21 protein-coding genes and 3 tRNA genes are annotated in these 26187 nt (G+C 72.9%); 11 read left to right on the forward strand and 13 right to left on the reverse strand.

Annotated features, from left to right (window positions below; all coding sequences use genetic code 11):
• Positions 1–99 precede the first annotated feature (99 nt).
• Positions 100–549: an ATP-binding protein gene (locus ACIPPM_RS24000; RefSeq protein WP_393594389.1), complete on the forward strand. Its 450-nt coding sequence runs from the start codon at positions 100–102 to the stop codon at positions 547–549.
• 62 nt (positions 550–611) lie between these two features.
• Here ACIPPM_RS24000 and ACIPPM_RS24005 read toward each other — a convergent pair whose 3' ends face one another.
• Positions 612–2081 carry an aminopeptidase P family protein gene (locus ACIPPM_RS24005; protein ID WP_401451251.1) on the reverse strand — a complete coding sequence of 490 codons (1470 nt, stop codon included), beginning with the start codon at positions 2079–2081 and terminating at the stop codon, positions 612–614.
• A gap of 130 nt (positions 2082–2211) precedes the next feature.
• The gene (locus tag ACIPPM_RS24010; RefSeq protein ID WP_401451253.1) at positions 2212–3588 is read right to left on the reverse strand and encodes a SpoIIE family protein phosphatase; all 1377 of its coding nucleotides are present in this window, start codon (positions 3586–3588) and stop codon (positions 2212–2214) included.
• Positions 3589–4193: 605 nt separating this feature from the next.
• Between ACIPPM_RS24010 and ACIPPM_RS24015 the strand changes: the two genes are divergently transcribed.
• Both ACIPPM_RS24015 and ACIPPM_RS24020 read left to right on the forward strand, forming a co-directional pair.
• On the forward strand, positions 4194–4859 hold the full coding sequence (locus tag ACIPPM_RS24015; protein WP_401451255.1) for a bifunctional DNA primase/polymerase: 666 nt from the start codon (positions 4194–4196) through the stop codon (positions 4857–4859).
• Between the two features lie 55 nt (positions 4860–4914).
• Positions 4915–5466, forward strand: coding sequence for a hypothetical protein (locus ACIPPM_RS24020; RefSeq protein WP_401451258.1), 552 nt, complete (start codon positions 4915–4917; stop codon positions 5464–5466).
• A gap of 205 nt (positions 5467–5671) precedes the next feature.
• Here the strand turns inward: ACIPPM_RS24020 and ACIPPM_RS24025 are convergent, their stop codons facing one another.
• The 3 genes from ACIPPM_RS24025 to ACIPPM_RS24035 all read right to left on the reverse strand — a co-directional run bounded on the left by ACIPPM_RS24025 (position 5672) and on the right by ACIPPM_RS24035 (position 8299).
• Positions 5672–6643: a DUF5926 family protein gene (locus tag ACIPPM_RS24025; protein ID WP_389003492.1), complete on the reverse strand. Its 972-nt coding sequence runs from the start codon at positions 6641–6643 to the stop codon at positions 5672–5674.
• A gap of 138 nt (positions 6644–6781) precedes the next feature.
• A complete protein-coding gene (locus ACIPPM_RS24030; RefSeq protein WP_401451261.1) occupies positions 6782–7423 on the reverse strand; it encodes an ATP-binding protein in 642 nt (213 codons plus the stop codon).
• A 57-nt stretch (positions 7424–7480) separates the two neighbouring features.
• Positions 7481–8299: a glycerophosphodiester phosphodiesterase gene (locus ACIPPM_RS24035; protein ID WP_401451263.1), complete on the reverse strand. Its 819-nt coding sequence runs from the start codon at positions 8297–8299 to the stop codon at positions 7481–7483.
• Positions 8300–8714: 415 nt separating this feature from the next.
• On the opposite strand from ACIPPM_RS24035, the gene ACIPPM_RS24040 reads away from it, so the two are divergent.
• On the forward strand, positions 8715–10163 hold the full coding sequence (locus ACIPPM_RS24040; RefSeq protein WP_401451264.1) for a S1C family serine protease: 1449 nt from the start codon (positions 8715–8717) through the stop codon (positions 10161–10163).
• Positions 10164–10233: 70 nt separating this feature from the next.
• Positions 10234–10320: transfer RNA gene (locus tag ACIPPM_RS24045), tRNA-Ser, on the forward strand.
• A gap of 60 nt (positions 10321–10380) precedes the next feature.
• On the opposite strand, the gene ACIPPM_RS24050 is transcribed toward ACIPPM_RS24045, so the two are convergent.
• The 3 genes from ACIPPM_RS24050 to ACIPPM_RS24060 form a co-directional block, all read right to left on the reverse strand.
• Positions 10381–11148, reverse strand: coding sequence for a phosphotransferase (locus tag ACIPPM_RS24050; protein WP_401451503.1), 768 nt, complete (start codon positions 11146–11148; stop codon positions 10381–10383).
• Between the two features lie 44 nt (positions 11149–11192).
• On the reverse strand, positions 11193–11579 hold the full coding sequence (locus tag ACIPPM_RS24055) for a VOC family protein (RefSeq protein ID WP_401451506.1): 387 nt from the start codon (positions 11577–11579) through the stop codon (positions 11193–11195).
• A 107-nt stretch (positions 11580–11686) separates the two neighbouring features.
• Entirely contained in the window at positions 11687–12541 is an 855-nt protein-coding gene (locus tag ACIPPM_RS24060; protein ID WP_401451267.1) for a bifunctional DNA primase/polymerase, read from the reverse strand.
• A 551-nt stretch (positions 12542–13092) separates the two neighbouring features.
• Here ACIPPM_RS24060 and ACIPPM_RS24065 point away from each other — a divergent pair.
• On the forward strand, positions 13093–13683 hold the full coding sequence (locus tag ACIPPM_RS24065; protein ID WP_401451270.1) for a SigE family RNA polymerase sigma factor: 591 nt from the start codon (positions 13093–13095) through the stop codon (positions 13681–13683).
• Between the two features lie 178 nt (positions 13684–13861).
• Entirely contained in the window at positions 13862–15514 is a 1653-nt protein-coding gene (locus tag ACIPPM_RS24070) for a long-chain fatty acid--CoA ligase (RefSeq protein WP_401451271.1), read from the forward strand.
• Between the two features lie 60 nt (positions 15515–15574).
• On the opposite strand, the gene ACIPPM_RS24075 is transcribed toward ACIPPM_RS24070, so the two are convergent.
• Both ACIPPM_RS24075 and ACIPPM_RS24080 read right to left on the reverse strand, forming a co-directional pair.
• A complete protein-coding gene (locus tag ACIPPM_RS24075; RefSeq protein WP_401451273.1) occupies positions 15575–19801 on the reverse strand; it encodes a PAS domain-containing protein in 4227 nt (1408 codons plus the stop codon).
• 311 nt (positions 19802–20112) lie between these two features.
• The gene (locus ACIPPM_RS24080) at positions 20113–20718 is read right to left on the reverse strand and encodes an SSI family serine proteinase inhibitor (protein WP_401451276.1); all 606 of its coding nucleotides are present in this window, start codon (positions 20716–20718) and stop codon (positions 20113–20115) included.
• A 200-nt stretch (positions 20719–20918) separates the two neighbouring features.
• Between ACIPPM_RS24080 and ACIPPM_RS24085 the strand changes: the two genes are divergently transcribed.
• Positions 20919–21009 (forward strand) — tRNA-Ser (locus ACIPPM_RS24085).
• Positions 21010–21223: 214 nt separating this feature from the next.
• Positions 21224–21296: transfer RNA gene (locus tag ACIPPM_RS24090), tRNA-Arg, on the forward strand.
• Positions 21297–21350: 54 nt separating this feature from the next.
• Here the strand turns inward: ACIPPM_RS24090 and ACIPPM_RS24095 are convergent.
• Positions 21351–22472 carry a helix-turn-helix domain-containing protein gene (locus ACIPPM_RS24095; protein ID WP_401451509.1) on the reverse strand — a complete coding sequence of 374 codons (1122 nt, stop codon included), beginning with the start codon at positions 22470–22472 and terminating at the stop codon, positions 21351–21353.
• 1145 nt (positions 22473–23617) lie between these two features.
• Between ACIPPM_RS24095 and ACIPPM_RS24100 the strand changes: the two genes are divergently transcribed.
• The gene (locus tag ACIPPM_RS24100) at positions 23618–24364 is read left to right on the forward strand and encodes a hypothetical protein (protein WP_401451279.1); all 747 of its coding nucleotides are present in this window, start codon (positions 23618–23620) and stop codon (positions 24362–24364) included.
• Between the two features lie 59 nt (positions 24365–24423).
• On the opposite strand, the gene ACIPPM_RS24105 is transcribed toward ACIPPM_RS24100, so the two are convergent.
• A complete protein-coding gene (locus ACIPPM_RS24105) occupies positions 24424–24570 on the reverse strand; it encodes a DUF4287 domain-containing protein (RefSeq protein WP_401451511.1) in 147 nt (48 codons plus the stop codon).
• Between the two features lie 714 nt (positions 24571–25284).
• Positions 25285–25755: a MarR family transcriptional regulator gene (locus tag ACIPPM_RS24110; RefSeq protein WP_401451281.1), complete on the reverse strand. Its 471-nt coding sequence runs from the start codon at positions 25753–25755 to the stop codon at positions 25285–25287.
• A 78-nt stretch (positions 25756–25833) separates the two neighbouring features.
• Here ACIPPM_RS24110 and ACIPPM_RS24115 point away from each other — a divergent pair, with 78 nt between their 5' ends.
• Complete coding sequence (locus ACIPPM_RS24115; protein ID WP_401451283.1) at positions 25834–26184, forward strand: HGxxPAAW family protein; 351 nt, start codon at positions 25834–25836, stop codon at positions 26182–26184.
• Positions 26185–26187 lie beyond the last annotated feature (3 nt).

The raw sequence follows: 26187 nt of genomic DNA on the forward strand, positions 1-26187 counted from the left end.
ATCGACCATATGGGGGGCATCACGTCATCGGGGGGCTTACCGGTGCGCACGCGCGGCAATAGGTAACGGTATGTCGAGCCGCGGCCAGGAGGCTGGAGCATGAGCATCTGGTGGTCACTCCATCTGCGCCGCGACGCCGCGAGCGTCCCGCTCGCCCGGCGACTGCTGATCGGCACCATGGAGACGGCCGGGGTCGACCCCGACGTCTCGTACGACATCTCCGTGGCCCTGACCGAGGCGTGTGCCAACGCCGTGGAGCACGGCGGCACCGCGTGCGGGGAGCGCTCGGAGGCGTACCGGGTGACCGCCTATCTGGACGGCGAGAAGTGCCGCATCGAGGTGGCCGACTCGGGCCCCGGTGTCGCGCCCGCACCGGCCCTGGGCATCCGGATGGCCCGCGTGGACGCCGAGGACGGCCGGGGTCTGTGTCTGATCCGGGAGCTGGCCGACCACGTGCACATCGGCGCCCGGCCGGGCCGCACTGGCACCGTGGTCAGCTTCGACAAGGTCCTGAAGTGGAAGAAGGACCCCTCGCTGCTCACCGCGTGAGGGGTCCGACACGGAAGGGCCGGGCACGATGCCCGGCCCTTCGTCATGCGTTCGTCGTGCCGTCAGGCCTTGAGCGACGCCATCCACGCCTCGACGTCCGCGGAGCGGCGCGGCAGGCCCGCCGACAGGTTCCGGTTGCCGTCGGCGGTGACGAGGATGTCGTCCTCGATCCGGACGCCGATGCCCCGGTACTCCTCGGGCACCGTCAGGTCGTCGGCCTGGAAGTACAGGCCGGGCTCGACGGTGAGGACCATGCCGGGCTCCAGGGTGCCGTCGACGTAGGTCTCGGTGCGGGCGACCGCGCAGTCGTGGACGTCCATGCCGAGCATGTGGCCGGTGCCGTGCAGGGTCCAGCGGCGCTGCAGGCCCAGCTCCAGGACGCGCTCGACCGGGCCCTCGACGAGGCCCCACTCCACCAGCTTCTCGGTGAGCACGCGCTGGGCGGCGTCGTGGAAGTCGCGGAACCCGGCGCCGGGCTTCACCGCGGCGATCCCGGCCTCCTGGGCCTCGTACACCGCGTCGTAGATCCTGCGCTGGACGTCGGTGTAGGTGCCGTCGACCGGGAGGGTGCGGGTGACGTCGGCGGTGTAGAGGGTGTGGGTCTCCACGCCCGCGTCGAGCAGCAGCAGGTCGCCGGAGCGGACCGGGCCGTCGTTGCGCACCCAGTGCAGGGTGCAGGCGTGCGGGCCGGAGGCGCAGATCGAGCCGTAGCCGATGTCGTTGCCCTCCACGCGCGCGCGGAGGAAGAAGGTGCCCTCGATGTAGCGCTCGGAGGTGGCCTCGGCCTTGTCGAGGACCTTCACCACGTCCTCGAAGCCGCGCACGGTGGAGTCGACGGCCTTCTGCAGCTCGCCGATCTCGAAGTCGTCCTTGACGAGGCGGGCCTCGGAGAGGAAGACGCGCAGCTCCTCGTCGCGTTCGGCGGTGACCTTGTCGGTCAGGGCCGACTCGATCCCGGCGTCGTGGCCGCGCACCACGCGGACCGGGCCGGTGGCCTCGCGCAGCGCGGCGGCCAGCTCGCGGACGTCGGCGGCCGGGATGCCGTACAGCGCCTCGGACTCGGTGAGGGAGTGGCGGCGGCCGACCCACAGCTCGCCCTGGCCGGACAGCCAGAACTCGCCGTTCTCGCGGTCGGAGCGGGGCAGCAGGTAGATGGTCGCGCGGTGGCCGCCCGCGGTGACCGGCTCCAGGACCAGGACGCCGTCCTCGGTCTGGTTGCCGGTGAGGTAGGCGTACTCGGTGGCGGCGCGGAAGGCGTACTCGGTGTCGTTCGAGCGGGTCTTCAGGTTGCCCGCGGGGATCACCAGGCGCTCGCCGGGGAAGCGGGCGGACAGCGCGGCGCGGCGGCGCGCGGTGTCGGCGGCCTGCGGGATCGGCGCCAGGTCACGCAGCTCGGTGTCGGCCCAGCCGGAGCGCATGTTCTCCGCCAGCTCGTCGGAGACACCGGGGTAGAGGCCGTTCTTGCGCTGCTTGATGGGCTTCTCGGCCTCGGTGGCCTCGTCGGGAACGGCCGGGTTGAGCTCGTCGGACACTGATCCTCCTCGGTACGGCGTGTGATCTCCCCCAGGGGGCACGCGGCGCTCGCGTCCATGCCCGAGCAGGGGTGCCTCCCATCATCGTACGTTCGTACCGAAACCGGACCGGTCGTGCTCATGCCGGGGCTCAGCCGAAGCGGGCCGCAAGCAGCACCACGTCCTCGTCGCCGCGGGCGGTGTCGCCCGGCAGGAGGGTGGCCAGGACATGGTCGGCGACGGCGCCGGGGTCGCCGCGCAGGGCCCGCGGCACGCTCGCAGCGGCCGAGCGCAGCCGGGCGAAGGCCCGGTCCATGGTCTCGCCTGTACGGCGCAGCAGCCCGTCGGTGTAGAGCAGAACCGTCTCTCCGGGCTCGACGCGGAACTCCACGCTGGGCGCCTCCCAGCAGGCGAGCATGCCGAGCGGGGCGGACAGGGAGGTCTCGGCGTACTCGGTGCGGCGCTCCCCGGTCAGCAGCGGCGGGCTGTGCCCGGCACCGGCCAGGGTGATCCGGCGTGCGCCGGGCTCGCAGTAGGCGAACAAGGCGGTGGCCGAGCGGGCGGGCTCGGTCAGCCGCAGCAGCAGCTCCAGGTCGGACAGGACGGCGACCGGGTCCTCGCCCTCCATCACGGCGTAGGCCCGCAGCGAGGCGCGCAGTCGGCCCATCGCGGCGACGGCGCCGGGTCCGCCGCCGGTGACCGAGCCCACGGAGAGGCCGAGGGCGGCGTCGGGCAGCGGCAGCGCGTCGTACCAGTCGCCGCCGCCGCGCGGGCCGGTGCGGTGCCGGACGGCGAGCTGGACGCCGGGCAGCCGGGGGAGCCGGGCGGGCAGCAGTTCCCCGGTGAGGGTCGCCGCGTACGCGCGGGTGCGCTCCACCTCCAGCAGCAGGGCGAGGTGTTCGGCGGCCTGGCGGAGGTAGCGGCCGATCAGATGTCGGTGGTGTTCGTCGGGTGCGGCGGGCTCGTCGTAGAGCCAGACGGCGGTGCCGAGGCGGGCGTCGTCGGTGGCCAGGGGGACGGCGTGTTGGGCGGCGTAGCCGAGGCGGGCGGCGACCTCGCGGTGGCGGGGGTCGAGGCCGGGCTCGGCGAGGAGGTCCGCGGTGCTGGTCAGCAGGGCCTCGCGCGGGACGGTCTCCAGGTGGCCGAGGTCGGCTCTGCCGAGGCCGTGGCCGACGGTGGTGCGGGGGCCGAGTCCGTCGTCGGGCTCCCATACGACCAGACCGCGCCGGGCGCCCACGAGGGCGGCACCGGCGCGCAGGAGTTCCTCAAGTGCGGTGTCCAGGGCGGAGGTTCTGCACATCCGCTCGGTCAGCTCATGGAGGGTGGTGAGGTCGGATACCCAGCCGGCCAGCCGGTCCTGGAGCAGACTGCCGGGGGCGCCGGAGACGGCCACGGGGGGTGGAGTGCCTGCCGGGGCGTCCGGTGCGGGACCGGCTTCCGGGACGGGGGGTGCGGGCGCGACAGTGTGGGTCGGAGTGGGAACCGTGGGATCGATTCCGGCCACTTTCGGAGGGTGAGGGGCGTTCATGGCGTCCGGCTCTCGGACCGGTGCGTCTTACTGAAAAGCATCGCAAACCCCCATGTGATTCTGCGCCGCTAGCAGTGTCTCCACATGTACACGCACTCGTGAGGGGATGTCCAGCATTGTCCTGCGGGGATTCCTGGTGTTGGTGGGGCCGGCGAGGGATTGCCCGGAACCCCTTGCCCTACTGGCAAGTTGGCTTGAAACTGCCTCGGGTGGAGCTGCATTGCGGTCGACTGGCCCTGCTCGACGGAGCGTCACCACGGTCGTGCGGGGTACGTACTCGAGAGAAGACCAGGGGTGGCCGGAGGCCGCCCGGAACCTGGCGAAGGACTCGGACGTCATAACCACCGACGGCCGTGCCCCATCCTCCCGCGGCGGAGGCGGAGAGAAACACGCGCGACGGCAAAACGCCAGACTTCGCCACCCCCGTGCCGTGTCCGTGCTCCTGCGGAACCGCACGTCGGACGCGTCCGATGCTCCACCCCTGGGGGTTCCCCGCGCCGTACGCGGGGGCGTGATGCGCCAACAGGTACGCACAGTGAAGTGATCCACACATGTTGTGATGTCCACGGTGTTGCCAGCGGTGCAACGGAAAGGAACGAGCGCTCATGCGCGAGATCCTCGGAAGGCGACGCGGACTGCCGCCCCGGCGGGACGACGACGGCCCGGCGCTGATCGACGCGGCCACGACCGTCGCGGCGACCTGGCGATGGCCCGTACTGCCCGGCGTGGCCCCCGATCCGCGGGGCCCGGCCGGCTGCTCCTGCCCCGACCCGGCCTGCACGGTGCCCGGCGCCCACCCCGGCGACCCCGATCTGCTCGCGGCCACGACCGACGCCCGCATGGTGCGCTGGTGGTGGACCAGCAGGCCGGACGCGCCGATCGTCCTGGCCACCGGCGGCCAGGCACCCTGCGCGGTCAGCCTGCCCGCCGAGGCCGGAGCCCGCGCGCTCGCGCTGCTCGACCGGCGCGGCATGCGGCTCGGCCCGGTCGTCGCCGCCCCGCACCGTTGGGCGATCCTCGTGAAGCCCTATTCCATGGAGCAGTTGGGCGAACTGCTGTACGCCAAGGACTTCGTCCCCGGCTCGCTCCGCTTCCACGGCGAGGGCGGCTACCTCGCCCTCCCGCCCTCCACGACCGGTGCGGGCGACGTCCACTGGGAGCGCGCCCCGCTGCCCGGCTCCGCCTCCCCCTGGGTGCCCGACGTGGAGGCCGTGGTGGACGCGGTGGTCGAGGCCCTCACTCGTACGGGTGTGAGCGCGCCCGAGTTGTAGGGGTGTCGGGGGCGCGCGGGGCCTTCGGGCCGCGCGCGCTCGTTATGTTCCGCCCATGCTGCGAAATCACCGGCCCCGCGCGGACGGGCCGGTAGCCGGACCGCTCCGCACCTCCGTCCTGGCGACCCTGGTGGCGGCCGCGCTGCTGCTGCCGCTGACCGTGGCGTCGGCCGGGCCGGTGGACGGTTCGGACGAGGGTGCGCCCGCGCGGGCCGGGGTCTCGCGTGTGCCCTCGGCTTCCGCGTCCCGTTCTGCGGACCGGATCACCGTCACCCGCTGCGGACCCGAACTCGCCTCGCCGGACGGGCTGGAGGCGCAGACCTGTGTGCTGACGCGGGGCGGTGACACCTGGGCGCGGGTCTACTACCGCAACACCACCGGCGAGCCGCTGGACGCTTCCTTGAGTCTGCTGGGACCGGACGGCCGGGCCGTGCGCACCACGTGCGCCATCGGCGCGGACGACGCTCCCGCCACCTGTGAGACACCCCGCGAACGCACCCGGGGGACGGTAGCCGCCTACACGGCCGTCTCCGAGTTCGCGGCCGGGGCCGAAGGCCCGCTACTGCTCCGCTCGGGCAGCAACTCCGTTGATGTGAACGGAAGTTGAGGATCAGCTACGGCTGACGCCACGCGGTGCGGGCATAGAAAGACCCGGTTGCTGGCGACGGGGGATGCACCAGCAACCGGGCTACTCGAACGGTAACAAGAGATCGGCGGTTCGCAAATTCGGTCCGGCCCATTCGGACACCGATTCGCTTGTCACACCGAGGAGTTGTGACAGGAGTCACCCGCTCCACACGGCCTCGGCCGGGTCAGCTGAGGGTGACCTGCCGGTTGGTGAGACCGCCACGCGCCCGGCGCTCCTCCGGGGTGAGCGGCTCGGTCACCGCGAGGGCCGCGGCCAGCCGCTCGGCGAACTCCGCCGCGGGCTTCTCGATCTCCTCGGCACCGACCCCGCTCGGCAGGTCCCACACCGGCACGGTCAGCCCGTGCGCGCGGAACGAGCCGACCAGCCGGGTGCCCTCGCCCAGGCTGGAGGTGCCCGCCGCGTGCAGCCGGGCCAGCGCGTCCAGCAGGTGCTCCTCCTCGTGCGGCATGACCCAGCGCAGGTGGTTCTTCTCCGGGGTCTCGCACCAGTACGCGGCGTCCACGCCCGACAGCTTCACCGTGGGGATCGCGGCGGAGTTGGCCCGCTCCAGGGAGGCGGTCACCTCCGGCGTGGCGTTCTCCGCGTCCGGCACCCAGAACTCGAACCCACTGTGCACGACCGGCTCGAAGGCGCCGTCGGCGTCCAGCAGGTCCTGGAGGCGGGGCGCGCCGGAGGGGGCGCGGCGGCCCTCCACCGGGGTGCCCGGCTCGGCGACCAGGGCGCGCTGGAGCGTGTCGGCGAGGTCGCGGCTGATGTCGCCGGAGGCGGTGTCGTTCTGCAGGCCCAGCAGCACCGAGCCGTCGTCGCGGCGCAGCGCGGGCCACGCCATCGGCAGCACGGTGGCCAGCGTGACCGAGGGGACGTCCGCGGGCAGGCCGTCCTTCAGGGTCAGCTCGACGGTCGCGGCCGGGACCAGCTCGCGCAGCGCCACCCAGTCGCACTCGCCGGGCAGGCCCTCGAACGGGCGCTGCACCAGCTCGGTCACCGCGTGCGCGGCCGCCCGGCCGTGGCACGCCTTGTAGCGGCGGCCGCTGCCGCAGGGGCACGCCTCGCGGGCGCCGACGACCGGAACCTCGCCCTCGGCCCCGTGCGGCTGCGGGCGCTGGCCCTTGGTCTGGGGTCGCTTCTTGGCCATCGTGGCTGTCTCCCGGTTACGGCTGGTCTCGTACGGGCGGGAGCCTAGTCGTTCGGGCCACGAGCGACGGGAACCTGTGGACGACGCGGGGTGGGACGGTCCGTACCTGTGGACAACGGCCCCTTCTGCCGGGCCCGTTCAGGCCAGGCCCTCGAAGGTGTCCGTGAAGCCGAGTTCGGCCAGCGCGGCGACCGGCGCGGGGGTGGTGACGCGCGTAGCGAAAGACTCGGGCGGGCCCCCGGCATCGGGATCGTGCACGTCCGCGTGGACCACCACCCAGACCGTCACCTCGCCCGGCACCTCGTCCCGGACACCCCAGTCGTCGGCGAGCGCGTCGATGATGCTCAGGCCCCGGCCGCCGTGCGCGGTGACCGAGGGGGTGGCCGGAGCCGGGCGGGTCGGGCCGCCGCCGTCCGTCACCTCCACGATGAGCCGTCCGCGCGGGTCGACGCGCCAGGCCGCGCGCACCGCGCCGTCCCCGGCCCGCGCCCCGCCCAGCGGGCGCCCATGGCGGCACGCGTTGCTCAGCAGCTCCGACAGAATCAGCACGGCGTCGTCCACGACCGGTTCGGGGACCCCGCCGCCGCGCAGTTGCGCACGCATCCGGTGCCTCGCCTTCCCCACGCCGGCAGGGCCATGAGGTACGGCCATGCTCGACGACGCGGGCACTTCTTGTGCCACCACCAACGCCACCCCCGAGACCTCCTTCGCCTCACGCCACGGTGTGGATGCCCCTTTGGCCTGAACCGGAAACCGGCCAGTCTCGTTCCGCCGACGCATTCGCGACCCCGGTGCGGGAGGCGAACGCGCCGGAGCACTCCTTCAGGAGGGCAGAGGTCAGCGGCCGAGGCGGCTCAGCACCGCGCGCGGACGGTTGGTGATGATGGCGTCGACGCCCAGGTCCACACAGAGGTCCACGTCCGCGGGCTCGTTCACGGTCCACACGTGCACCTGGTGCCCGGCCTCCTTGAGCCGCCGTACATAGGCGGGATGGCTGCGGGCGATCCGGACCGAGGGGCCCGCGATGGTGACGCCCTCGGGCAGCCGTCCGTCGCGCAGCCGGGGGGTGACGAACTGGGCGAGCAGCACCAGGGGCAGGGTCGGGGCGGCGGTGTGCACCCGGTGCAGGGAGCGGGCGGAGAAGCTCATCACGCGGACCGGGGAGGCTTCGGGGGAGGCGGGGGCGTGCAGCCCGTACCGGCGCAGCAGGGTGAGCAGCCGTTCCTCGACCTGCCCGGCCCAGCGGGTGGGGTGCTTGGTCTCGATGGCCAGCTCCACCCGGCGCCCCGCGTCGGCGACGAGTTGGAGCAGCCGTTCCAGGGTGAGCACCGAGGTCTCCTCGCGGTCCTCGGGGCGGTGCTCCCAGTCGGGTTCCTCGTCCCGGCCCGCGCGGCCCTTCCAGGAGCCGAAGTCGAGGGCGGAGAGGTCGGACAGCTCCAGCGCGGAGACGGCGCCGCGGCCGTTGGAGGTGCGGTTCACCCGGCGGTCGTGGACGCAGACCAGGTGCCCGTCGGCGGTGAGCCGTACGTCGCACTCCAGGGCGTCCGCGCCGTCCTCGATGGCCTTGCGGTAGGCGGCGAGGGTGTGTTCGGGCGCGTCCTCGGAGGCTCCACGGTGGGCGACGACCTGGATGGTGTGGTGTGGTGCGTGGGTCACCGCGTCATGGTGCCACCGACGTGGGGTTGTGCGGGGCGCGCGAGCGGGCATGCGCGGGGGAGGAGCGCGCCATCGAGCGGGCTTCCGCGCATACTTGTCTCACTTTTGTCCGGGAAGTCTTATATAAAGAGTGCCCACGGTCCCACAGGGACCGCTTACGGTGCCCTGACGGCCCGTGGGAAAAGCTGAGTGCGTACAACAAGAACAGACACGGGACCACGCGCGGCCCGCTCGCGCCGGTCCGAGCGTCTCGGACGACGGGCGTGCGCGCGACCACGGGCATGACCGACCATGGACCGACGTGACCGATCGCGACCCGTATCCGACGCGACGCGACCGGTGGCGACACCGAGCACGATCGGGTGCGACCGAGCGCGACCGACGACAACAGCCGTGGATCGAGGAGAGAAGAGCTGTGAGCACCGAGAACGAGGGCAACGCGGTACCCCCGGCCCCGTCCGCACCTCCTGTGCCGGTGGCATCTCCCGCTGCTTCCCCGCAGGGCGGTACGCCCGACGCGGGTGCGACGGCTCAGCTTCCGCCGGTGCCCCCGGGCCCGCCCGGAGCCCCGGAGCAGCATCCGTACGGACCCGGCGCCACCCAGACCTACGGCGCCCCCGAAGGCGCCTGGCCGCCCCCGCCCCCGCCGCACGGCACGCCGGGTTACGGCGAGGCGGCGGGCGCGGGCGGTGCGGGCGGCGGCTGGGGTGCCGCCTACCAGCAGCCCGCGCCCAAGCCGGCCGGCGGCGGGCGCGGCGGCCTGATCGCGGCGGTGCTGGTGGCCGCGCTGGTCGCGGGCGGCCTGGGCGGCGGCCTCGGCTACACCCTGGCCAAGGACAACGACGGCCAGGGCTCCACCACCGTCACCGCCGCCGACAACGGCGCCTCGCAGGTCAAGCGGGCGCCCGGCACCATCGCGGGCGTCGCCTCCAAGGCGCTGCCCAGCACGGTGACCATCGAGGCGGAGAGCAACAGCGGCGAGGGCGGTACGGGCACCGGGTTCGTCTTCGACACCCAGGGCCACATCGTCACCAACAACCACGTGGTCGCCGAGGCGGTCGACGGCGGCAAGCTGTCGGCCACCTTCCCGGACGGCCGGAAGTACGACGCCGAGGTCGTGGGCCACGCCCAGGGCTACGACGTGGCCGTGGTCAAGCTGAAGAACGCCCCCTCCGACCTCAAGCCGCTCTCCCTCGGCAACTCCGACCAGGTCGCGGTGGGCGACGAGACGATCGCCATCGGCGCCCCCTTCGGGCTGTCCAACACGGTGACCACCGGCATCATCAGCGCCAAGAACCGCCCGGTGGCCTCCAGCGACGGCAGCTCCGGCAGCAAGGCGTCCTACATGAGCGCCCTGCAGACCGACGCGTCGATCAACCCGGGCAACTCCGGCGGCCCGCTGCTGAACGCCTCCGGCGCGGTGATCGGCATCAACTCCGCCATCCAGTCCACCAGCGGCGGCAGCTTCGGCTCCGGCCAGTCCGGCTCGATCGGCCTCGGCTTCGCCATCCCGATCAACCAGGCCAAGTACGTGGCCCAGCAGCTGATCAAGAACGGCAAGCCGGTGTACGCCAAGATCGGCGCCTCGGTCTCCCTGGAGGAGTCCACGAACGGCGCGAAGATCACCGACCAGGGCTCGGGCGGCGCGGCCGCGGTCGAGCCGAGCGGCCCCGCCGCGAAGGCGGGCCTCAAGCCCGGCGACGTCATCACCAAGCTGGACGACTCCGTGATCGACAGCGGCCCCACCCTGATCGGCGAGATCTGGACCCACAAGCCCGGCGACAAGGTCAAGGTCACCTACACCCGCGGTGGCTCCCAGCACACGGTCGACCTCACCCTGGGCTCCCGAGTCGGCGACAGCTGAGCCGGTTCCCCCGCCCGCCCCTCGCTCCCGGTACGCTGTACCCCGCTCCGCCCCAGGTGGGCGGCGGCGGGGAGGTGTGCCCGAGCGGCCTAAGGGAACGGTCTTGAAAACCGTCGTGGCAGCGATGTCACCGTGGGTTCAAATCCCACCGCCTCCGCAGAGCAAGGGGCGCTCCCGTCCAAGGGGGCGCCCCTTCTGCGTGCGGTACCTCGGCCGGTCAGTTCAGCAGGGCTGCCGTGAACGTCTCGCGGTGGTCCGCCAGCCAGGTCCGCAGGCGGTCCCAGCGCTCCCAGCCGCCACGGTCGGCCAGTGCCCGGAGGTAGCCGGGGTCGCCCTCGGCCACGCGCCGGGTGACGAAGGCGCGGCAGACCTCCGTGGCCTGTTCGATGACGCCGGGCAACTCGGCGCGCTCCCCGGCCGAGAGGCCATAGCCGTCGGCGAGGACCCGCAACCGCGCGGGCGCGTCCAGGCCGACGGGGTACGTGACTGCCGCGGATGCCGGATCGAGCATGGGCACCCAGTAACGGGCCGTCATGGCCACGTCCCAGAGGGGGCGGCCCGGAGCCGCCATGTCGAAATCGATCAGGGCGGCCGCGCGTCCCTCACGGAAGACGACGTTCTCGGGGCAGACGTCGTTGTGGCACAGCAGCGTTCCCCCTGCCGGGTCGGCAAGGTCCCGGGGCCACTCGGCACGGGTGTCGACCGCGACGGCCGCTCCGGCCTCGTGCAGGCGCCGCAATAGGCTCCCCACCGATCGGAGCGCGGCCGTCGTCATGAACCGGTCCGGGAACGGCGGCAGCGCCACGTCGCCCGGGACGAAGGTCAGTCGCTCACGGCCGTCCGCGGTGAGACCGACAGGCGTCGGAGCCGCGTCGAAGCCGTGTTCCTTCAGCGCGCGGAGGTACGGATGCAGGGCGCCCGCAGTGGATGGGGCCGGGCGCTCCACCAGCTCACCCCGGCGGAAGACCGCCCCCACGTTCACCATGCCGCCGACCAGCGCCTCGGCCTCGGCATGCTTCCGGTCCGGCGTCACGCCCTCTTGTCCTCCGGGTACCACCGCAGCTCGATCGTGTTGCCGTCCGGGTCCTGGATGTAGATCGACGTCGCCTCGCCCCGCGCGCCCGAGCGCTGGACCGGGCCCTCCAGGACCGTGAAGCGGCCGGAGGCGATGACCTCGGTCCAGTCCAGGGGGTCCACCACCAGGCAGAAGTGGTCGACGTTGGACTCGTGCCGGGTGCCCGCGACGATGTCGATGATCGTGTCCGGGCTGATGCGGACGGAGGGGAACGGGGCCTTCCCGGCGCGCCATTCGTCGACGTTCTCGGGCTGGAGGCCGAGGAGGGTGGTGTAGAAGCCGAGGGAGCGTTCGACGTCGGCGACGTTGAGGACCAGGTGGTCGAATGCCTTGACGTGCAGCTCGGGCACTTTTTCCTCCGAGGAGAGCGGATGCGGTGACGTTTCTACGATCCGCCGGTGCGGGGGCTCCTTCAAGGGGTGATCGCCGACGGTGACGCCCAGACCTCCTAGACCCCCACTCTCCGCGCCGCCGAGGCCAGCGTGGCGCGCGCCTCCGGTTCCGGCAGCCCGGTGTCCAGGGCCGCGTCCAGGAGCGGTCCGGCCAGCGCCGCCCCCATGCCCTGCTCCCACGCCCGGCAGGCCGCCCAGAAGAGGCGGGCGTTGCGCTCGCCCTCGTGCGCGGTGCGGACGAAGTGGACCAGCGCCGCGCCCCCGGCGGCGGAGGGTGCCCGAGGCGGGCGGGGTGGCGGGGGCAGGAGCAGGTGCAGCAGGGCGGGGGGACACGGAGCCGGGCGGAGCCGGGCGGTGTCCGGTGCCACCGTGTACGTGCCGTGGGTGCCGCGTGAGCCGGGGCCGACCAGGTAACCCCCGACGCCCCGGATGTCGATGCCGGGGGCCAGTCGGCTCGCCGAGTTGGGGACGGCCACGTCCGGCGGGCCGGTCAGCCACAGGTGACGCCCGCCGCTCGGGGTGAGGACCACGACCGTCTCGGGGATCGTGAACCGGTGCCGTACCGCGAGGGCGCGCAGCGCGGCCCGGGAGTCCGTGCCGGGCTTGGTGTCCAGGTCGACGCCGATCAGCCGGTGCGGGGGCAGCCCGCAGGCGATGCCGTAGCCGGTGGCCCAGGGCGCGGCGGCGAACAGGGCGCGCACCCGGACGGGGTCCGCGGAGGCGTCGTGCACCCCGTGCCCGAAGCGGCCGCACTCCCCGTGGCACGGCGGACGCGTGGGGTCGGCCCGGTGCGGGGAGCGCAGCGCCGGGAGCTTCCGCCGGGACAGGGGGATGACGGCCAGCCCGCGCTCGGCGGCTGACAGCGCGTGGGCGAGGGCCAGTGTTCTGGCCTGCCGGTCGGAGGTGGCCATGCCTCCATGGTCGTACACGCGTTCGAGTATGGGAAGTGGGCGGGGATGTCCGGTCTGAACCACACGGCGAAGAAATGTGGCGATGGGGGTTTATCGACTTGTCATCACGCTTGCGTGGTAATCGTGCCCCCTGGGGAGATTGGGGCGGGACGGGACGGGCAGTACTCCGGTGCGACGCCGCAGGAAACGAGTCGGGATGGTCGGCCAACCTCCCTGACTCAACCCGTAGTCGGGTCTGGAGGAAGAGATGGACAGCAGTCACCGCGGACCTCTCCGGTGAGACCGGGGCGGGGTCCCTGGGGAGGGGCTCCGCCGGGGTGTGCTTCGGGGTCATGACAGCGGCGCGGCCGGCACTTCGGTGCCCGCCGCGCCGCTGTCGTGCTCGCGTCCCGGCCCGCTCCGGGAACCCCTCCGGGAGAACCCCCAGGCCGGGTGGAGGTCCACTCCACCTCCAGGAGGTCCGGCGAACCCCACCCCTACAACCTGAGGCGGACCCGGTTTCGGGACCTCCGGCCGATCCCCGGAGCCGCGCCCGCTCCTAGCGTGGAGTCATGACCGCACCCGTCTGCACCAGCGCCTCGGCCGCCGCCGCACCAGCGCGGCAGACCCTTCCCCACCCCCGGCTCGCGCCGGGCGGCACCTCGCTGTACCCCTCCTTCGCCTCCTACGTCCACGCCCGCCACCCCGCCCTGCTGCGCACCGCCCGCTCGCTCACCGCCAACCCGAGCGATGCCGAGGACCTGCTGCAGACCGCGCTGGCCAAGACGTACGTCGCCTGGGAGCGCATCGAGGACCATCGGGCGCTCGACGGCTATGTGCGCCGCGCCCTGCTCAACACCCGTACCTCGCAGTGGCGCAGACGACGGGTGGACGAGTTCGCCTGCGACGAACTGCCCGAGCCCGAGCCGCGGTCCGGCGGCGACGACCCGGCCGAGCGGCAGGCGCTGCGCGACGCGATGTGGCGGGCGGTGCTGCGCCTGCCCGCCCGCCAGCGGGCCATGGTCGTCCTGCGCTACTACGAGGACCTCAGCGAGGCCCGGACCGCCGAGCTGCTCGGGGTCTCCGTCGGCACCGTGAAGTCCGCCGTCTCCCGCGCCCTCGGCAAACTCCGCGAGGACCCGGAGCTGGGCCTCGCCCGCTGAGAAGCCCTGCGCGAATCACCGCGCCGATCACCGTGCGAATCACCGCGTCAAGCACCGCGCGAGGCACAGGACACAGCGCCGACTTTCCCTCCCCCTAGTGACATACCGCTCGGTATGTGCGCAGAATCAGCGCGACTCTACTTCCGTACAGGCAACGCTGCCGGGGAGGACGCCCGCCGTGCTGAGCACCATGCAGGACGTACCGCTGCTGATCTCGAGGATTCTGACCCACGGCTCGACCGTGCACGGGTCGTCGCGGATCACCACCTGGACCGGCGAGGCCGAGCCGCACCGGCGCACCTTCGCCGAGATCGGCGCCCGCTCGGCCCAGCTCGCGCACGCCCTGACCGCCCTCGGGGTGCGGGACGACGACCGGGTCGCGACCCTGATGTGGAACAACGCCGAGCACGTGGAGGCGTACTTCGCCGTCCCGTCCATGGGCGCCGTGCTCCACACGCTCAACCTGCGGCTGCCCGCCGAGCAGCTCGCGTGGATCGTCGACCACGCCGCCGACCGCGTGATCATCGTCAACGGCTCGCTGATCCCGCTCCTCGCGCCCCTGCTGCCCCAACTCCCCACCGTCGAGCACATCGTGGTGACCGGCCCCGGCGACCGCGCCCCGCTCGCGGCGGGTACGGCACGCGTGCACGAGTACGAGGAACTGCTCGCCGGCCACCCGGAGACGTACGACTGGCCCGAGCTGGACGAACGCCGGGCCGCCGCCATGTGTTACACCTCCGGCACCACCGGCGACCCCAAGGGCGTGGTGTACAGCCACCGTTCGGTCTACCTGCACTCCATGCAGGTCAACATGACCCAGTCGATGGGCCTGACCGACCAGGACACCTCGCTGGTGGTCGTCCCGCAGTTCCATGTCAACGCCTGGGGTCTGCCGGACGCCGCCTTCATGACCGGCGTCAACCTGCTCATGCCGGACCGGTTCCTCCAGCCCGTGCCGCTCGCCGAGATGATCGAGACCGAGCGCCCGACGCACGCGGCCGCCGTCCCCACCATCTGGCAGGGCCTGCTCGCCGAACTCGGCACCAACCCCCGCGACGTCTCCTCCCTCGTCCAGGTCACCATCGGCGGCGCGGCCTGCCCGCCCTCCCTGATGGCGGCGTTCGACGCGCTCGGCATGCGCGTCTGCCACGCCTGGGGCATGACCGAGACCTCCCCGCTCGGCACGATCGCCCGGCCGCCCGCCCACGCGATCGGCACCGAGGAGGAGTTCGCCTACCGGCTCACCCAGGGCCGCTTCCCCACCTCCGTCGAGGCCCGCCTCACCGGCCCGGGCGGCGAACGCCTCCCCTGGGACGGCGAGTCGGCGGGCGAGCTGGAGGTGCGCGGCCCCTGGATCGCGGGCGCCTACTACAACGGCCCCGACGCCGAACCCCTGCGCCCCGACGACAAGTTCAGCGCGGACGGCTGGCTGAAGACGGGCGACGTCGGCACCATCTCCCCCGACGGCTTCCTCACCCTCACCGACCGCGCCAAGGACGTCATCAAGTCCGGCGGCGAGTGGATCTCCTCGGTCGCGCTGGAGAACGCCCTGATGGCCCACCCGGACGTCGCCGAGGCCGCCGTGGTCGCCGTGCCGGACGAGAAGTGGGACGAACGCCCGCTCGCCACCGTGGTGTTGAAGGAGGGCGCCGACGTCGGCTTCGAGGCGCTGCGCGTCTTCCTCGCCGAGGAGTGCGGGATCGCCCGCTGGCAGCTCCCCGAGCGCTGGACGATCGTCGAGACCGTCCCGAAGACCAGCGTCGGCAAGTTCGACAAGAAGGTGCTGCGCAGGCGGTACGCGGACGGCGAGCTGGACGTCACCCAGCTCTGAGCCGACGACGAAGGGGCCGGGGGTACGAACACCCCCGGCCCCTTCGTCAGTTGGTGCCGGTCAGTTGGTGCCGATCCGGGCCAGCAGATCCACGATCCTGCCCTGCACCTCGTCGCTGGTGGAGCGCTCCGCGAGGAACAGCACCGTCTCGCCCGACGCCAGCTTCGGCAGGTCCGCCTGCTCGACGGCCGCCGTGTAGACGACCAGCGGGGTCCGGTCCAACTGCCCGTTGGCACGCAGCCAGTCCACGATCCCGGCCTGGCGGCGCTTGGTCTGCATCAGGTCCATCACCACGAGGTTCGGCCGGAACTGCCCGGCCAGCGTCACCGCGTCGGCGTCGCTCGCGGCCCGCGCCACCTGCATCCCGCGCCGCTCCAGCGTCGCCGTCAGCGCCAGCGCGATCTCCGCGTGCTCCTCGATCAGCAGCACCCGCGGCGGATGCTGCTCGCTGTCACGCGGCGCCAGCGCCTTCAGCAGTACGGCCGGATCGGCCCCGTATGCCGCCTCGCGGCTCGCCTGGCCCAGCCCGGCCGTCACCAGCACCGGCACCTCGGCGGCGACGGCCGCCTGGCGCAGCGACTGGAGCGCGGTCCGGGTGATCGGGCCGGTCAGCGGGTCCACGAACAGCGCGGCGGGGAAGGCCGCGATCTGCGCGTCGACCTCCTCGCGTGAGTGCACGACCACCGGCCGGTAGCCCCGGCTGCTCAGCGCCTCCGACGTCGTCACGTCCGGCGCGGGCCACACCAGCAGCCGACGCGGGTTGTCCAGCGGCTCCGGGGGCAGCTCGTCGTCCATGGGCTGCGGGCGCGGGGTGTCCGCGACCTCCACCGCGCCACCGGGACCGTCCAGCGGCTCGGGCCCCTCGGCGGCGTTCGCGTCCGGCGCCCCTATGGCGTACGACCGTCCGACGCCCTCGGTGCCCGGAGCCCGGCGCGGCTGCGCGGGCGTCGGCGTCGCCTCGGGGTGCGCACGGGCGCCCGCCTCGGGCTGTGCCTCCGGGCGCGCGGGCGGGGTGCCCAGCTTGCGGCGCCGTCCGCCGCCGTTGGTGGGGTGCGGCGGCGGGGTCGCGGTCGGCTGCTGCACCTGCGCGGCCTGCCGCACGAACGGCACGCCCTGCCCCAGCGTGCGCACGCTGATCGCGCGCCCCTGGGTGGAGCCGGAGTCCGCGGCACCCGGCGCCTCGGCGGGCAACGGCTGCGCGGCACGCGGCTGTTGGCGCGGCGTGAACTGCGGCGGCAGCGCGGCACCGGGCAGGCCCGCGCCCGCCGTGTCGTCGTCCTCGTCATCGGGCCACGGCTGCGGAACCGGCGCCGCCGGAGCGGGAGCCGCCGGAGCTGTCGGAGCGGGAGCCGTCGCGGCGGGCGCGGCCTCGGCGGGCAGCGGCTGCGCGGGTACGGCCGCCTCGGGTGCGGTCGCCTGCGCGGGCACGGGGAGGGGCTGGGCGGGCGGCGTGGCCTGAGCCGGGATCGCCGCCTCCTGCTGCTGCTGCACCGGCTGGGCCACGGCGCGGCGGCGCCTGCCGGTCGGCGCGGTGGTCGGATGCGGCTGCGGCGGCGTGTGGTCCTCGGACTGGTCCACGGGCACCGCGTCGTGCCGCCCACCATCGACGGGCTCGCCCTCGGCGGGGGGCTGGGGCTGCGGGGGTACGGGGGCGGACCGGGCCGGGGCCACCGGTGCGGGGGCCGGGTCGGCGACGGGCACCATGCCCGGAGCCGACCCCGTACCCATGGCGGTACCCGGCGCGGGAGCCGCACCCGGCGCACCGGCACTCGGTGCCGGAGCGGGACCAGCACCCTGGGTTGGAACCATGCCCGCACCCGGAGGAACCGGGCCCTGAGCCGGGACCGGAGCGGCGCCCACGGCCATCCCCGGAGCGGCCCCCGTACCCGCGGCCGTGTCCAGCGCCGGAGCGCCGGGCAGCGGACCGACGCGCACACCCGGCGCCGCTGCCTCGGGCTCCGGCGTCCGGTCCGCCTCGGCCGGGGGCAGGGCGAAGACCGTACGCGCACCCGTGTCCTGCGCGGCGGCACGCTCGGCCGCGGCGGCCAGCGCTCGGCGGCGACGGCCGGTCGGCTGCCCGTCCTCGGACGCGTCCTCCGCACTCGGGGCGGGCAGCGCGGGCGGCAGGGCGGCCTGCTCGCCCGCGCCCTGCGGGGCCCGCTGCCCAGCGGGCACCGGTACGCCCTGCGGCGGCACGGCGCCACCAAGTCCCGTGTTCGAAGCGGCGGTTCCGGCGGCATGCTCGGCCGCTGTCAGCACGGCGCCCTCGGCCGCCACCCCGTCACCGGTCTCGGCGGGACGACCCCGCCGCCGTCCGGTGCCGCTGGAGCCCGGCTCCGCGCTCTCGATCGCGGCCGGTGCCAGTTCCTCGGCCGCCGGGGCACCGCGCCTGCGGCGTCGCCCGGTGGGCGCGGGAGCACCCGGCGCGTCGGCCGCCTCGGCGCCCGCCACCTCGCTCTCCAGGAACGCGTCGGTCGACGACCGCCGCGCCCGCCGTCGGCCGCCCTGCTCGCCCGCGTCGCCCACGAGGGCGATCTCGGCGCCGGTCGACACGGCGGCGCGGGGGTCCGGGACGGGCGCGGCGACCGTTCCGGCGCCACCGCCCAGCGGCACTTCGAGGACATAGGCGCGCCCACTCATGCCCGGCACCTCATGTGTCTGGAGCACACCTCCGTGGGCCCGGACGATGCCTCGCACGATCGGCTCGTGCACCGGGTCGCCCCCGGCGTACGGTCCGCGCACCTCGATCCGCGCGACCTCGCCGCGCTGGGCGGCCGCGACCACGACGGTGTTGTCCAGGTAACCGGCCGCCGACACGGGCGCGTTGCCGGTGGCGTCCACGCCCGCGACGTCCGCCACGAGGTGGGCCAGCGCGATGGCGAGCCGCTGCGGGTCGACCTCGGCCTCTATGGGCGGCGCGTGCACGGCGAACTGCACGCGTCCCGGCCCGATCAGCTCCACGGCCCCGTCGACACCGGCCGCGACGACCGCGTCCAGCATCACCTTGTTCCGGCTGATGTCCTCGGTGCCGGAGTCCAGCCGCTGGAAGCCGAGGACGTTGTCGATGAGGGCGGTGATCCGGGCGTACCCGGCCGAGAGGTGGTGCAGCACCTGGTTGGCCTCGGGCCACAGCTGGCCCGCGTCGTCGGCGGCGAGGGCGGCCAGTTCGCGGCGCAGCTCGTCCAACGGGCCGCGCAGGGAGGCGGCGAGGAGGGTGAGGAGCTGCTCGTGGCGCCCGGCGAGGGCCTCGTACCGGTCCTTCTCGCGCTCGCCGAGGGCGGCGTACCGCTCCTCGCCCGCGGCCAGTTCCTCCTGGAGCTTCTCGCGCAGCTCGGCCAGCTCGGCGGCGCCGCGCTCGGTCAGCTCCTCCACCTCGGTGGCGTGCTTCTGACGCAGCGCGGTCAGGTCGGCGGCGTGCTCCTCGGCGAGCCGCTCCAGCTCCTCGGCGTGCGCCTTCTCCAGCGCCTCCTTCTCGTCCGCGAGCAGCTGGTACGGCCGCCGGTCGGTGAAGGTCATGACGGCGCCGACGAGCTGATCGCCGTCGCGCACCGGGGCGGTGGTCAGGTCGACGGAGACCTCGGCACCGCTCTTGGCCCACAGCACCTGCCCGCGCACCCGGTGCTTGCGCCCGGAGCGCAGGGTGTCGGCGAGCGGGGACTCGTCGTACGGGAAGGGGGAGCCGTCGGCGCGGGAGTGCGTGACGAGGGTGTGCAGCTCCTTGCCGCCCAGTTCACCGGCGCGGTAGCCGAGGATCTGCGCGGCGGCGGGGTTGACCAGCACGACCCGGCCGTCGGTGTCCGTGCCGACGACGCCCTCGGAGGCGGCGCGCAGAATCATCTCGGTCTGCCGCTGCGAACGGGCCAGCTCCGCCTCGGTGTCCACGGTCCCGGACAGGTCCCGCACCACGAGCATCAGCAGCTCGTCGCCGGTGTAGGCCGAACCGTCGTACGCCTGCTGGGGGTTCTCCAGGTTCGCGCTGGTGACCTCGACCGGGAACTCGGTCCGGTCCGTGCGCCGGGCGACCATCCGCGTCGGCTTGGTCCGGCCGTGCGGGTCCATGTGGTCGGGGCGGCGCATCGAGCCGGGGATGAGCTTGGAGTCGAACTGCGGCAGCAGATCGAGCAGGCCCCGCCCCACGAGCGCCGTACCGGGTGCCTCGAACGCCTCCAGGGCGATGGTGTTGGCGTTGACGACCGTGCCGTTGGCGTTGACCAGGAGCAACGCGTCGGGCAGCGCGTCGAGTATGGCTGCGAGGCGAGCAGCGCCTCGGGATGGCCTGCTGCTCACGAGACGCTTCCTCCCTGTTACCGCACCTTGCCGACCGCTCGGGCCATCTTGCCAATCCGCCCGCGGGGTGTCACGCGAGGGAGTCTAAGGGCTCCGCTCGCGCACACGCCGCCGGATGCGGGGGAGGTACCACGACGAAGTGACGCCGAACATATGCCCGCATCCCACCACGGGTCGCCTTCCATGGCCCCCGACTTGCCCCTGACGTGCACTCCGGCCCGCCGTCGCGCGGCACCGGCGACGAGGTCCGGACGAGGGTGCCGACGGCGCCGCCACTCCCCGAGACCTTCGCGGGACCTTTACGGGGATTTCTACGACCCGGCGCTCGGCAGGAACGGCACCAGCCGGTCCCAGCGGGCGATCTCGCATCCGTTGCGGCGGCTGAAGTCCGCGTCCACGGGGCGGCCGGCCCAGTACCCGGTGACGTGGGCGGTGGCCGGGCCGCCGTCGATCATCGTGCAGACGCTGTCCGGGGGGACCGGGGCGAAGGTGTCCCGCCCCCACCGGGTGCTCTCGTCGAGGGCACGGCAGGCGGCGGCGGGGTCGGGGTGATCACCGCTCTCGGGATGACAGAACAGCTGCCGCACCCCGTCCCGGCCGACCCCGGCGCCGTGGACGACGAGGGTGAGGTGATCGCCGGCGCGGTCGTCGGGGAGCGGGGGTGGGGGGATGGCGGGGGTGGTGTGGGCCGGGGCGGCGTGGGCCAGGGGGACTAGGGCCGGGGCCGGGGTGGTGCTGGCCGGGGTGGCGGCTGGGGTCGTGTGCGCCGGGTTGGCGGCGAGGGTTGCGTCGGCCAGGGTGGCGGCGGGGGCCGCGTCGGCCGGGGTGGCGGCGAGGCCGCAGAGGAGGGGGACGGCGAGGGAGAAGGCGAGGGGGGCGGCCAGGGCCGCGCTGCCGCGCCGAGGGAGAGCACTCATACCCATCCCAACGCGCACCCCCGCCGGACGTTGCGCCGACCTGCGCGACCGTCCCCCCGAAGGTCCCCGCGCCTCGCCGGAAGAAGCCCTTTGCCCTGTGGGCATCCCGCCTAGTACCGTGGGGACCGATTGGTGACACCGCGCTTGCCTGTGTCATCATCTGCACGCACCATTCGCGCGCTCGCGGGAGTGGTTGTGCTGGAGGCGTCGCCTAGTCCGGTCTATGGCGCCGCACTGCTAATGCGGTTTGGGTTTTAAAGCCCATCGAGGGTTCAAATCCCTCCGCCTCCGCCCTGATCCGAAGCCCCGGTCCACTTGGACCGGGGCTTCGGCGTTGCCGGGGTCGTCCGAGGTGGCGCCCACTCGATCTAGGTTTCGACGTTTCCGCAGGTCAGGCAGGGTGCGGGGAACGGATTTCACATGGCGGCGGCAGTCATGTAATGTTCTTCCTGTCGCCGGGACAGGCCGAAAGGCCAGGGAAACGGAGACAAAAACAAAAGAACAAGCACTCGTAGCTTAACGGATAGAGCATCTGACTACGGATCAGAAGGTTGCAGGTTCGAATCCTGCCGAGTGCACAGTAAAGAGGCCCCGGAGAAATCCGGGGCCTCTTGCGTTTGCGGTGAACATGCCTAGCGAGCGATCTCGTGCGCGGCATCCACGAGCCAGGTCGGCCCGTCCCGATCGATGGCACGAAGGGTGGACCGGAGCCGGACGCGGGTTCGTGACGAGGTGACCGTCCGCAGAATCGGATCAAGCCGGACCAGCGGGACCTCAGCCTCCCGCCACGCCCCCAGCCGGACCAGGGCGGTCAGCTCGGCGAGGACATTGCCGAACTCCCGCCGCCCCCCGTCGCGGGAGGCGTCGGAACTCCGCTGAAGGTGCGGCAGCGCGGCGCGAGGGTCCCCGAGGCTCAACAACGCCTCACCGGTGTGCAGCCCGACCTCGGTGGCGTTGATCCACCAGGTGAACGCGGGGTCGTCGGCGCGTACGGAGTCCTGAAGCCCGCCTGCGGCCTGCTCCAGTTCGCCCAGGGCGCGGGTGCGGTCCCCTGCTTGGGCCAGACTTCGCGCGCGTCGTACCCGTGCCATGAGGGCTACCCGCCCGGGCACTTGCCGTCCGGTCAGCATCTCGTCCGTGATCGCGAAGGCTTCTCCGACGCGGCCGGTGTGCACGTCGACCATGGCGATGAGATCCAGGATGCACCACTCCAGCGGAGCGTCCCCGGCGAGCCGGGCCAGGGTGTGCGCCTCGGCGAGGGTGGCACGGGCCTCGCGGAACCGGGAGGCGTCGTGCAGCAGCCAGCCGGCCACTTCCCTGATCTCGGCGACCTGGGCGAGGTGCTGCTTGTCGTCCCCCTTGATCCGCCCGCGCTCGGCCTCCCAGACCTGTACGGCGGCGTCGGCCACGTGATCCCCACCATGACGATCGTCGTGCGCGAGCAGCCAGCCGACGGCGTCCCTGACGTAGGCGTCCGGCTCGCGACGGGTGTCCGGTACGGAGCCGCTCCGCGCCCGTTCGGCCTGTCCCGCCAGCTCGTCCAGGGGCACGTCGAGAACCTGCGCGAGTGAAGGCAGCCAGGCATTCGGGATGCGGCCCCCGCGCTCCCAACGGGAAACTCCGTGTCGGGTCAGGGTGATGATGCCGGACGCGGTGCATGAACGCGCGGCCAGGTCGCGCTGGGAGAGGCGGGCGCGCTGCCGTAGCCCCGCCAAGTAACTGCCGAACTGAGCGCGTCGTGCCGGGTTTTCCATAGTCACGCCCTTCTCCCTCTCAAGCTACTTCCGCAGGCCCCTCGCGTGGCCCCCTTCGCGGCCACTCCCCACGAACGAGGAGCCCGCTTACCTGATCGCAGAGCTGCGCTCCGCTCCGCCGGGCCCGCTCCCAGCTCCGCTGCGGGTGGCGCTCCTGCCTCCGGCCCCCTCTGCCCGCACTGCGCCGACGCGCGCCCACAAATGGATAGGCCGAAGCCATGAGGCGAGCACCGCAGAGCGTGCACCACGGTCAGGGCGATGCCTCCGGCGAGGGATCGGCCGACACCGGGGGGAGGGGGCGCCGCTCCCGACCGCGGGTCCGTAGTGGTGGGCGTGGGGTGCTTCCGTCCCGTACGCCATCGACCCAGGCAGAGCCGCGCGGTGTGTGGGTCGACGGCGGACGGGATGGGAGCTGGGGGTGGGTGGAGGAGGGGAGCAGGTACGGCAGGTCGTTGGTTGCACGCGAAACATTGATATGCCCCAACTCCTATGGCTTTCAGATAAGTTGAGAGCATGCAGCAGGCGCACGTAGTGAGAGCGCCGCTGGGAAGGGGCATCAAAGGGAGTTGTGTGGCACGATCTCCCGCGTGGAGTGGGGGACGCTTGCCGGGACGGCACTTGGAGCGGTGTTCGGCATTGGGGCGACGCTGGCCGGCGAGCACTTGCGTTGGCGGCGGACTGTCAGGGACAACAGGCTGCAAGACCGCCGAACCGTGTACGTGGACTGTTTGGTGGCCCTCCGTCGTGCGCATGAGGCTATGCGGTTGGCCGCCGACGAGGCCTACTCGGACCCGCAGACGAGGGCAGCCAAGATCCGGCAGGCGTTCCAGGCATCGGGGTGTGATGAGGCGCGAGAACGGCTCGTTCTGACGGCAGCCACCGGGGTATCGGAAGCCATGGACGCTTCGTACCACTCCTTGCGTCAGGTTCGAGAAACACTCGCGTCCGGATGCACGGTGACGTCGGATGAGTACCACACCGCCAGGCAGGCTCACGGAGACGCGACCCGGGCGGCACGTACGGTCTTCCGGCAAGACCTGGCGACCCTGGAGCTCTGACCCGTTGCTGTACAGCAGCGAAGTCATGGCGATCTGCGGGTGCACCTTGAGCCCGATCCAGGAGCGAGCCCTGTCCAGGTTGGGCCTGTGAACCGCAGCCTTCCCGACGCCGAGGCGCCCCTCGAGCCTGACCTGCCGCCCTACCAGGTGATCCTGGCCGAGACCGATTGGGATTCGCTCCAGACGGCTTTCGGTAGCGGTGCGGACCTTCCCGGTGTTCTGGCGCGGCTGTTGGAGCCCGATCCCAAGGTTCAGGTCTCCGCGTTGTCGGAGCTGGGTGAGCTGGTCGGCCACCAGAACACCATCTACGAGGCCACCGCCCCCGTCGCCCTGTACATCGCCGGCGTCCTCACCCACCCGGCGGCCATGACCCTCCGCCCCTATCGCAACGTCCCCCTCCGCGCGACGCTGTTGAACTGGTTGGCTTCCACCGCCTACGACGCCTCCGATGAGATCGTGGGCCGCACGGAGCAGTACTTCCCCGGCTTCCTCGCCGCCGGCACGATCGTGGCGGCGTTCCGGGACCTGCGCCCCATGCTCTACCGGGCCGTCGCGCCCTTCCTCCGCGACAGCCACGAGGACGTGCGCGAAGCCGCCGTCGTCGCGGCGCTCATCCTCGCCGAGCACCCCGCGCTCGCTGAGCACCGCGATCACCTCGCCGTGCACGCGCGCACCCTCCTGGACACCGGCAGCGACGACCTCAACCGGCGAGTCGCCCGCAAGGCACTCGAAGCAGGGGGCCACGACATCCCCGACTCCGAGCCTCTCCGGGAGGAGCCCTGGGACTGGGGGCCGCATGGCGACAGCCGCGGCGATCTCGAACCTCCCTTCTGACCGATCACAAGGTTGCAGGTTCGAATCCTGCCGAGCGCGCCCGCGAGCCTCCCGGTCACTTACCGGCCGGTCTCCTCGGCGAGGGTGTGGGCGACGAGGGCGTTGGCGTGACCGTGGCCGAGGCCGTGCTCGGTCTTGAGCCAGCTGACCAGCTCCATGTGCTTGGTGAGCGGGGAGACGTGGATGAGGCCCTTCCACTCGGCGATGGGACGGCCTTACTTCTTCTCGATGGAGGGGAAGAGGGGCGTGTCGTCACGTGCCGCTGGATGCGGTGCACCGGGGACGGCCGGGGATCCGAAGCAGCGAATGCCGATAGCTCAGGCGTGGTGGGGGCGATGCCCGCGGCGGCGCTGACCTCGCGGGAGAGGGCGATGTTCTGCCTGGTGTCGCCTGCGTCCGGTGCCGGCAGGATCGGCCTCGCCGCGGGGGAAGGCCCTGGCGGTGGTAGGGCTGTTGCCGCCGTTGAAGACCAGGTTGGGGACACGTGAGCGACAGCCGGCAGGCCATCACGCCGACCCGCCCTCCGCTCATGACCCTGACGCCCTCTCATGCGCCGCAGGCACCCCCCCGGCCGCGGTCGTCAGCGGCGCCGGAGGCAGGCCAGGACGATCCCGATCGCTGCCAGTACGCCGACCATGTTCACGAACCAGGTGGGCATCAGCTCGAGCCCCTTGTAGGCGAGCAGGATGGTCATGAGCATGTCCTCCTTGGGTGGGAACAACGCTCGGATGCCCGGCGCCGAGATCGAGATGCACGGCTCCGCCCAGCCGGCGCCTCTCGCGATTTCGTAAAGGGGACTTGGTGCGGGCGGGGCGGGGCGTAGGGTCCCGGTGTTCGATCTTCGAGGGGGCTGGGGGATGTTGATCCGGGGGAGGGGGTCGACGGGGTGGTGGCTCGGTGGGGCGAACTGCTCCGGCGGGTCAGGTCGGCTGTTCCGCTCTCGACTCGTGGGCCAGCGCCGTCGCTCGGGTGAACCAGTCGGTGATGACCGCCAGTTCGGCCGGGGTGTAGTCCGCGAACAGGGTCATCAGGCGGACGTAGTGGGGGCCGTACGCCGCCTCCACGCGGGCCACCGCCGCTGGGACCGCTGCCACGCGGACCCGGCGGCGGTCCGTCGGGTCCGGGCGGCGGGTTACGAACCCTGCCCGCTCCAGACGGTTCAGGATGCCCGTCACCGCGCCCGTCGTGACCTGGACGCGGGACGCGAGGTCGCCCGCCGTGAGGAGGTCCGGGCCCGCCTGGAGGACGTAGCCGAAGCAGGTGAGGTCGGTGACGGCCAGGCCCAGTCGCCGGGCCATCTCCTGCTGGCCGATCAGGTGCGCGGCGATGAGGTCGTCCATCGCGGTCAGCGCCTGCGCGGGGGTCGCGGGCGGGCGGGACTTGCCGTCCATCTTCCTTGATTCCTTAGTCCGTGAGATATTCGAGAGATAAATCTCTTAGAGTATGAGAGACCTGTAGGAGGCCGTTCCATGAGTCTGTACGACGAGGGTCACACGATCGCCGGGTGGACCGGGTGCGCCATCGCCACCCTCGGCAGTGGTGTCGCGGGCGCCGGAATGTGCACGGGGTCCGTTCCGGCGCTCGTCGGCGGGGCGGTGCTCGTCGCGGTCAGCGTGCTGGTCACCTGGGTGCTCCACCTCAGCGGGTGGGGCAAGCCGCCGGGTGTCCGGCCGCGCGAGGAGTGGCGGCTGGGGGCGCGGGACACGCAGGCCCGCGGTGGGCACCCGGGGTGCGTGGCCTGCGCGCTGGCGGGCCGTCGTCCCGCCTCCGCACCCGTGGTCACCCGCGCCGAAGCGATACCGCTGTCGTCCGTCGAGTGAACC

Source organism: Streptomyces sp. NPDC090119 (genome assembly GCF_044747085.1).
GTDB lineage: Bacteria > Actinomycetota > Actinomycetes > Streptomycetales > Streptomycetaceae > Streptomyces.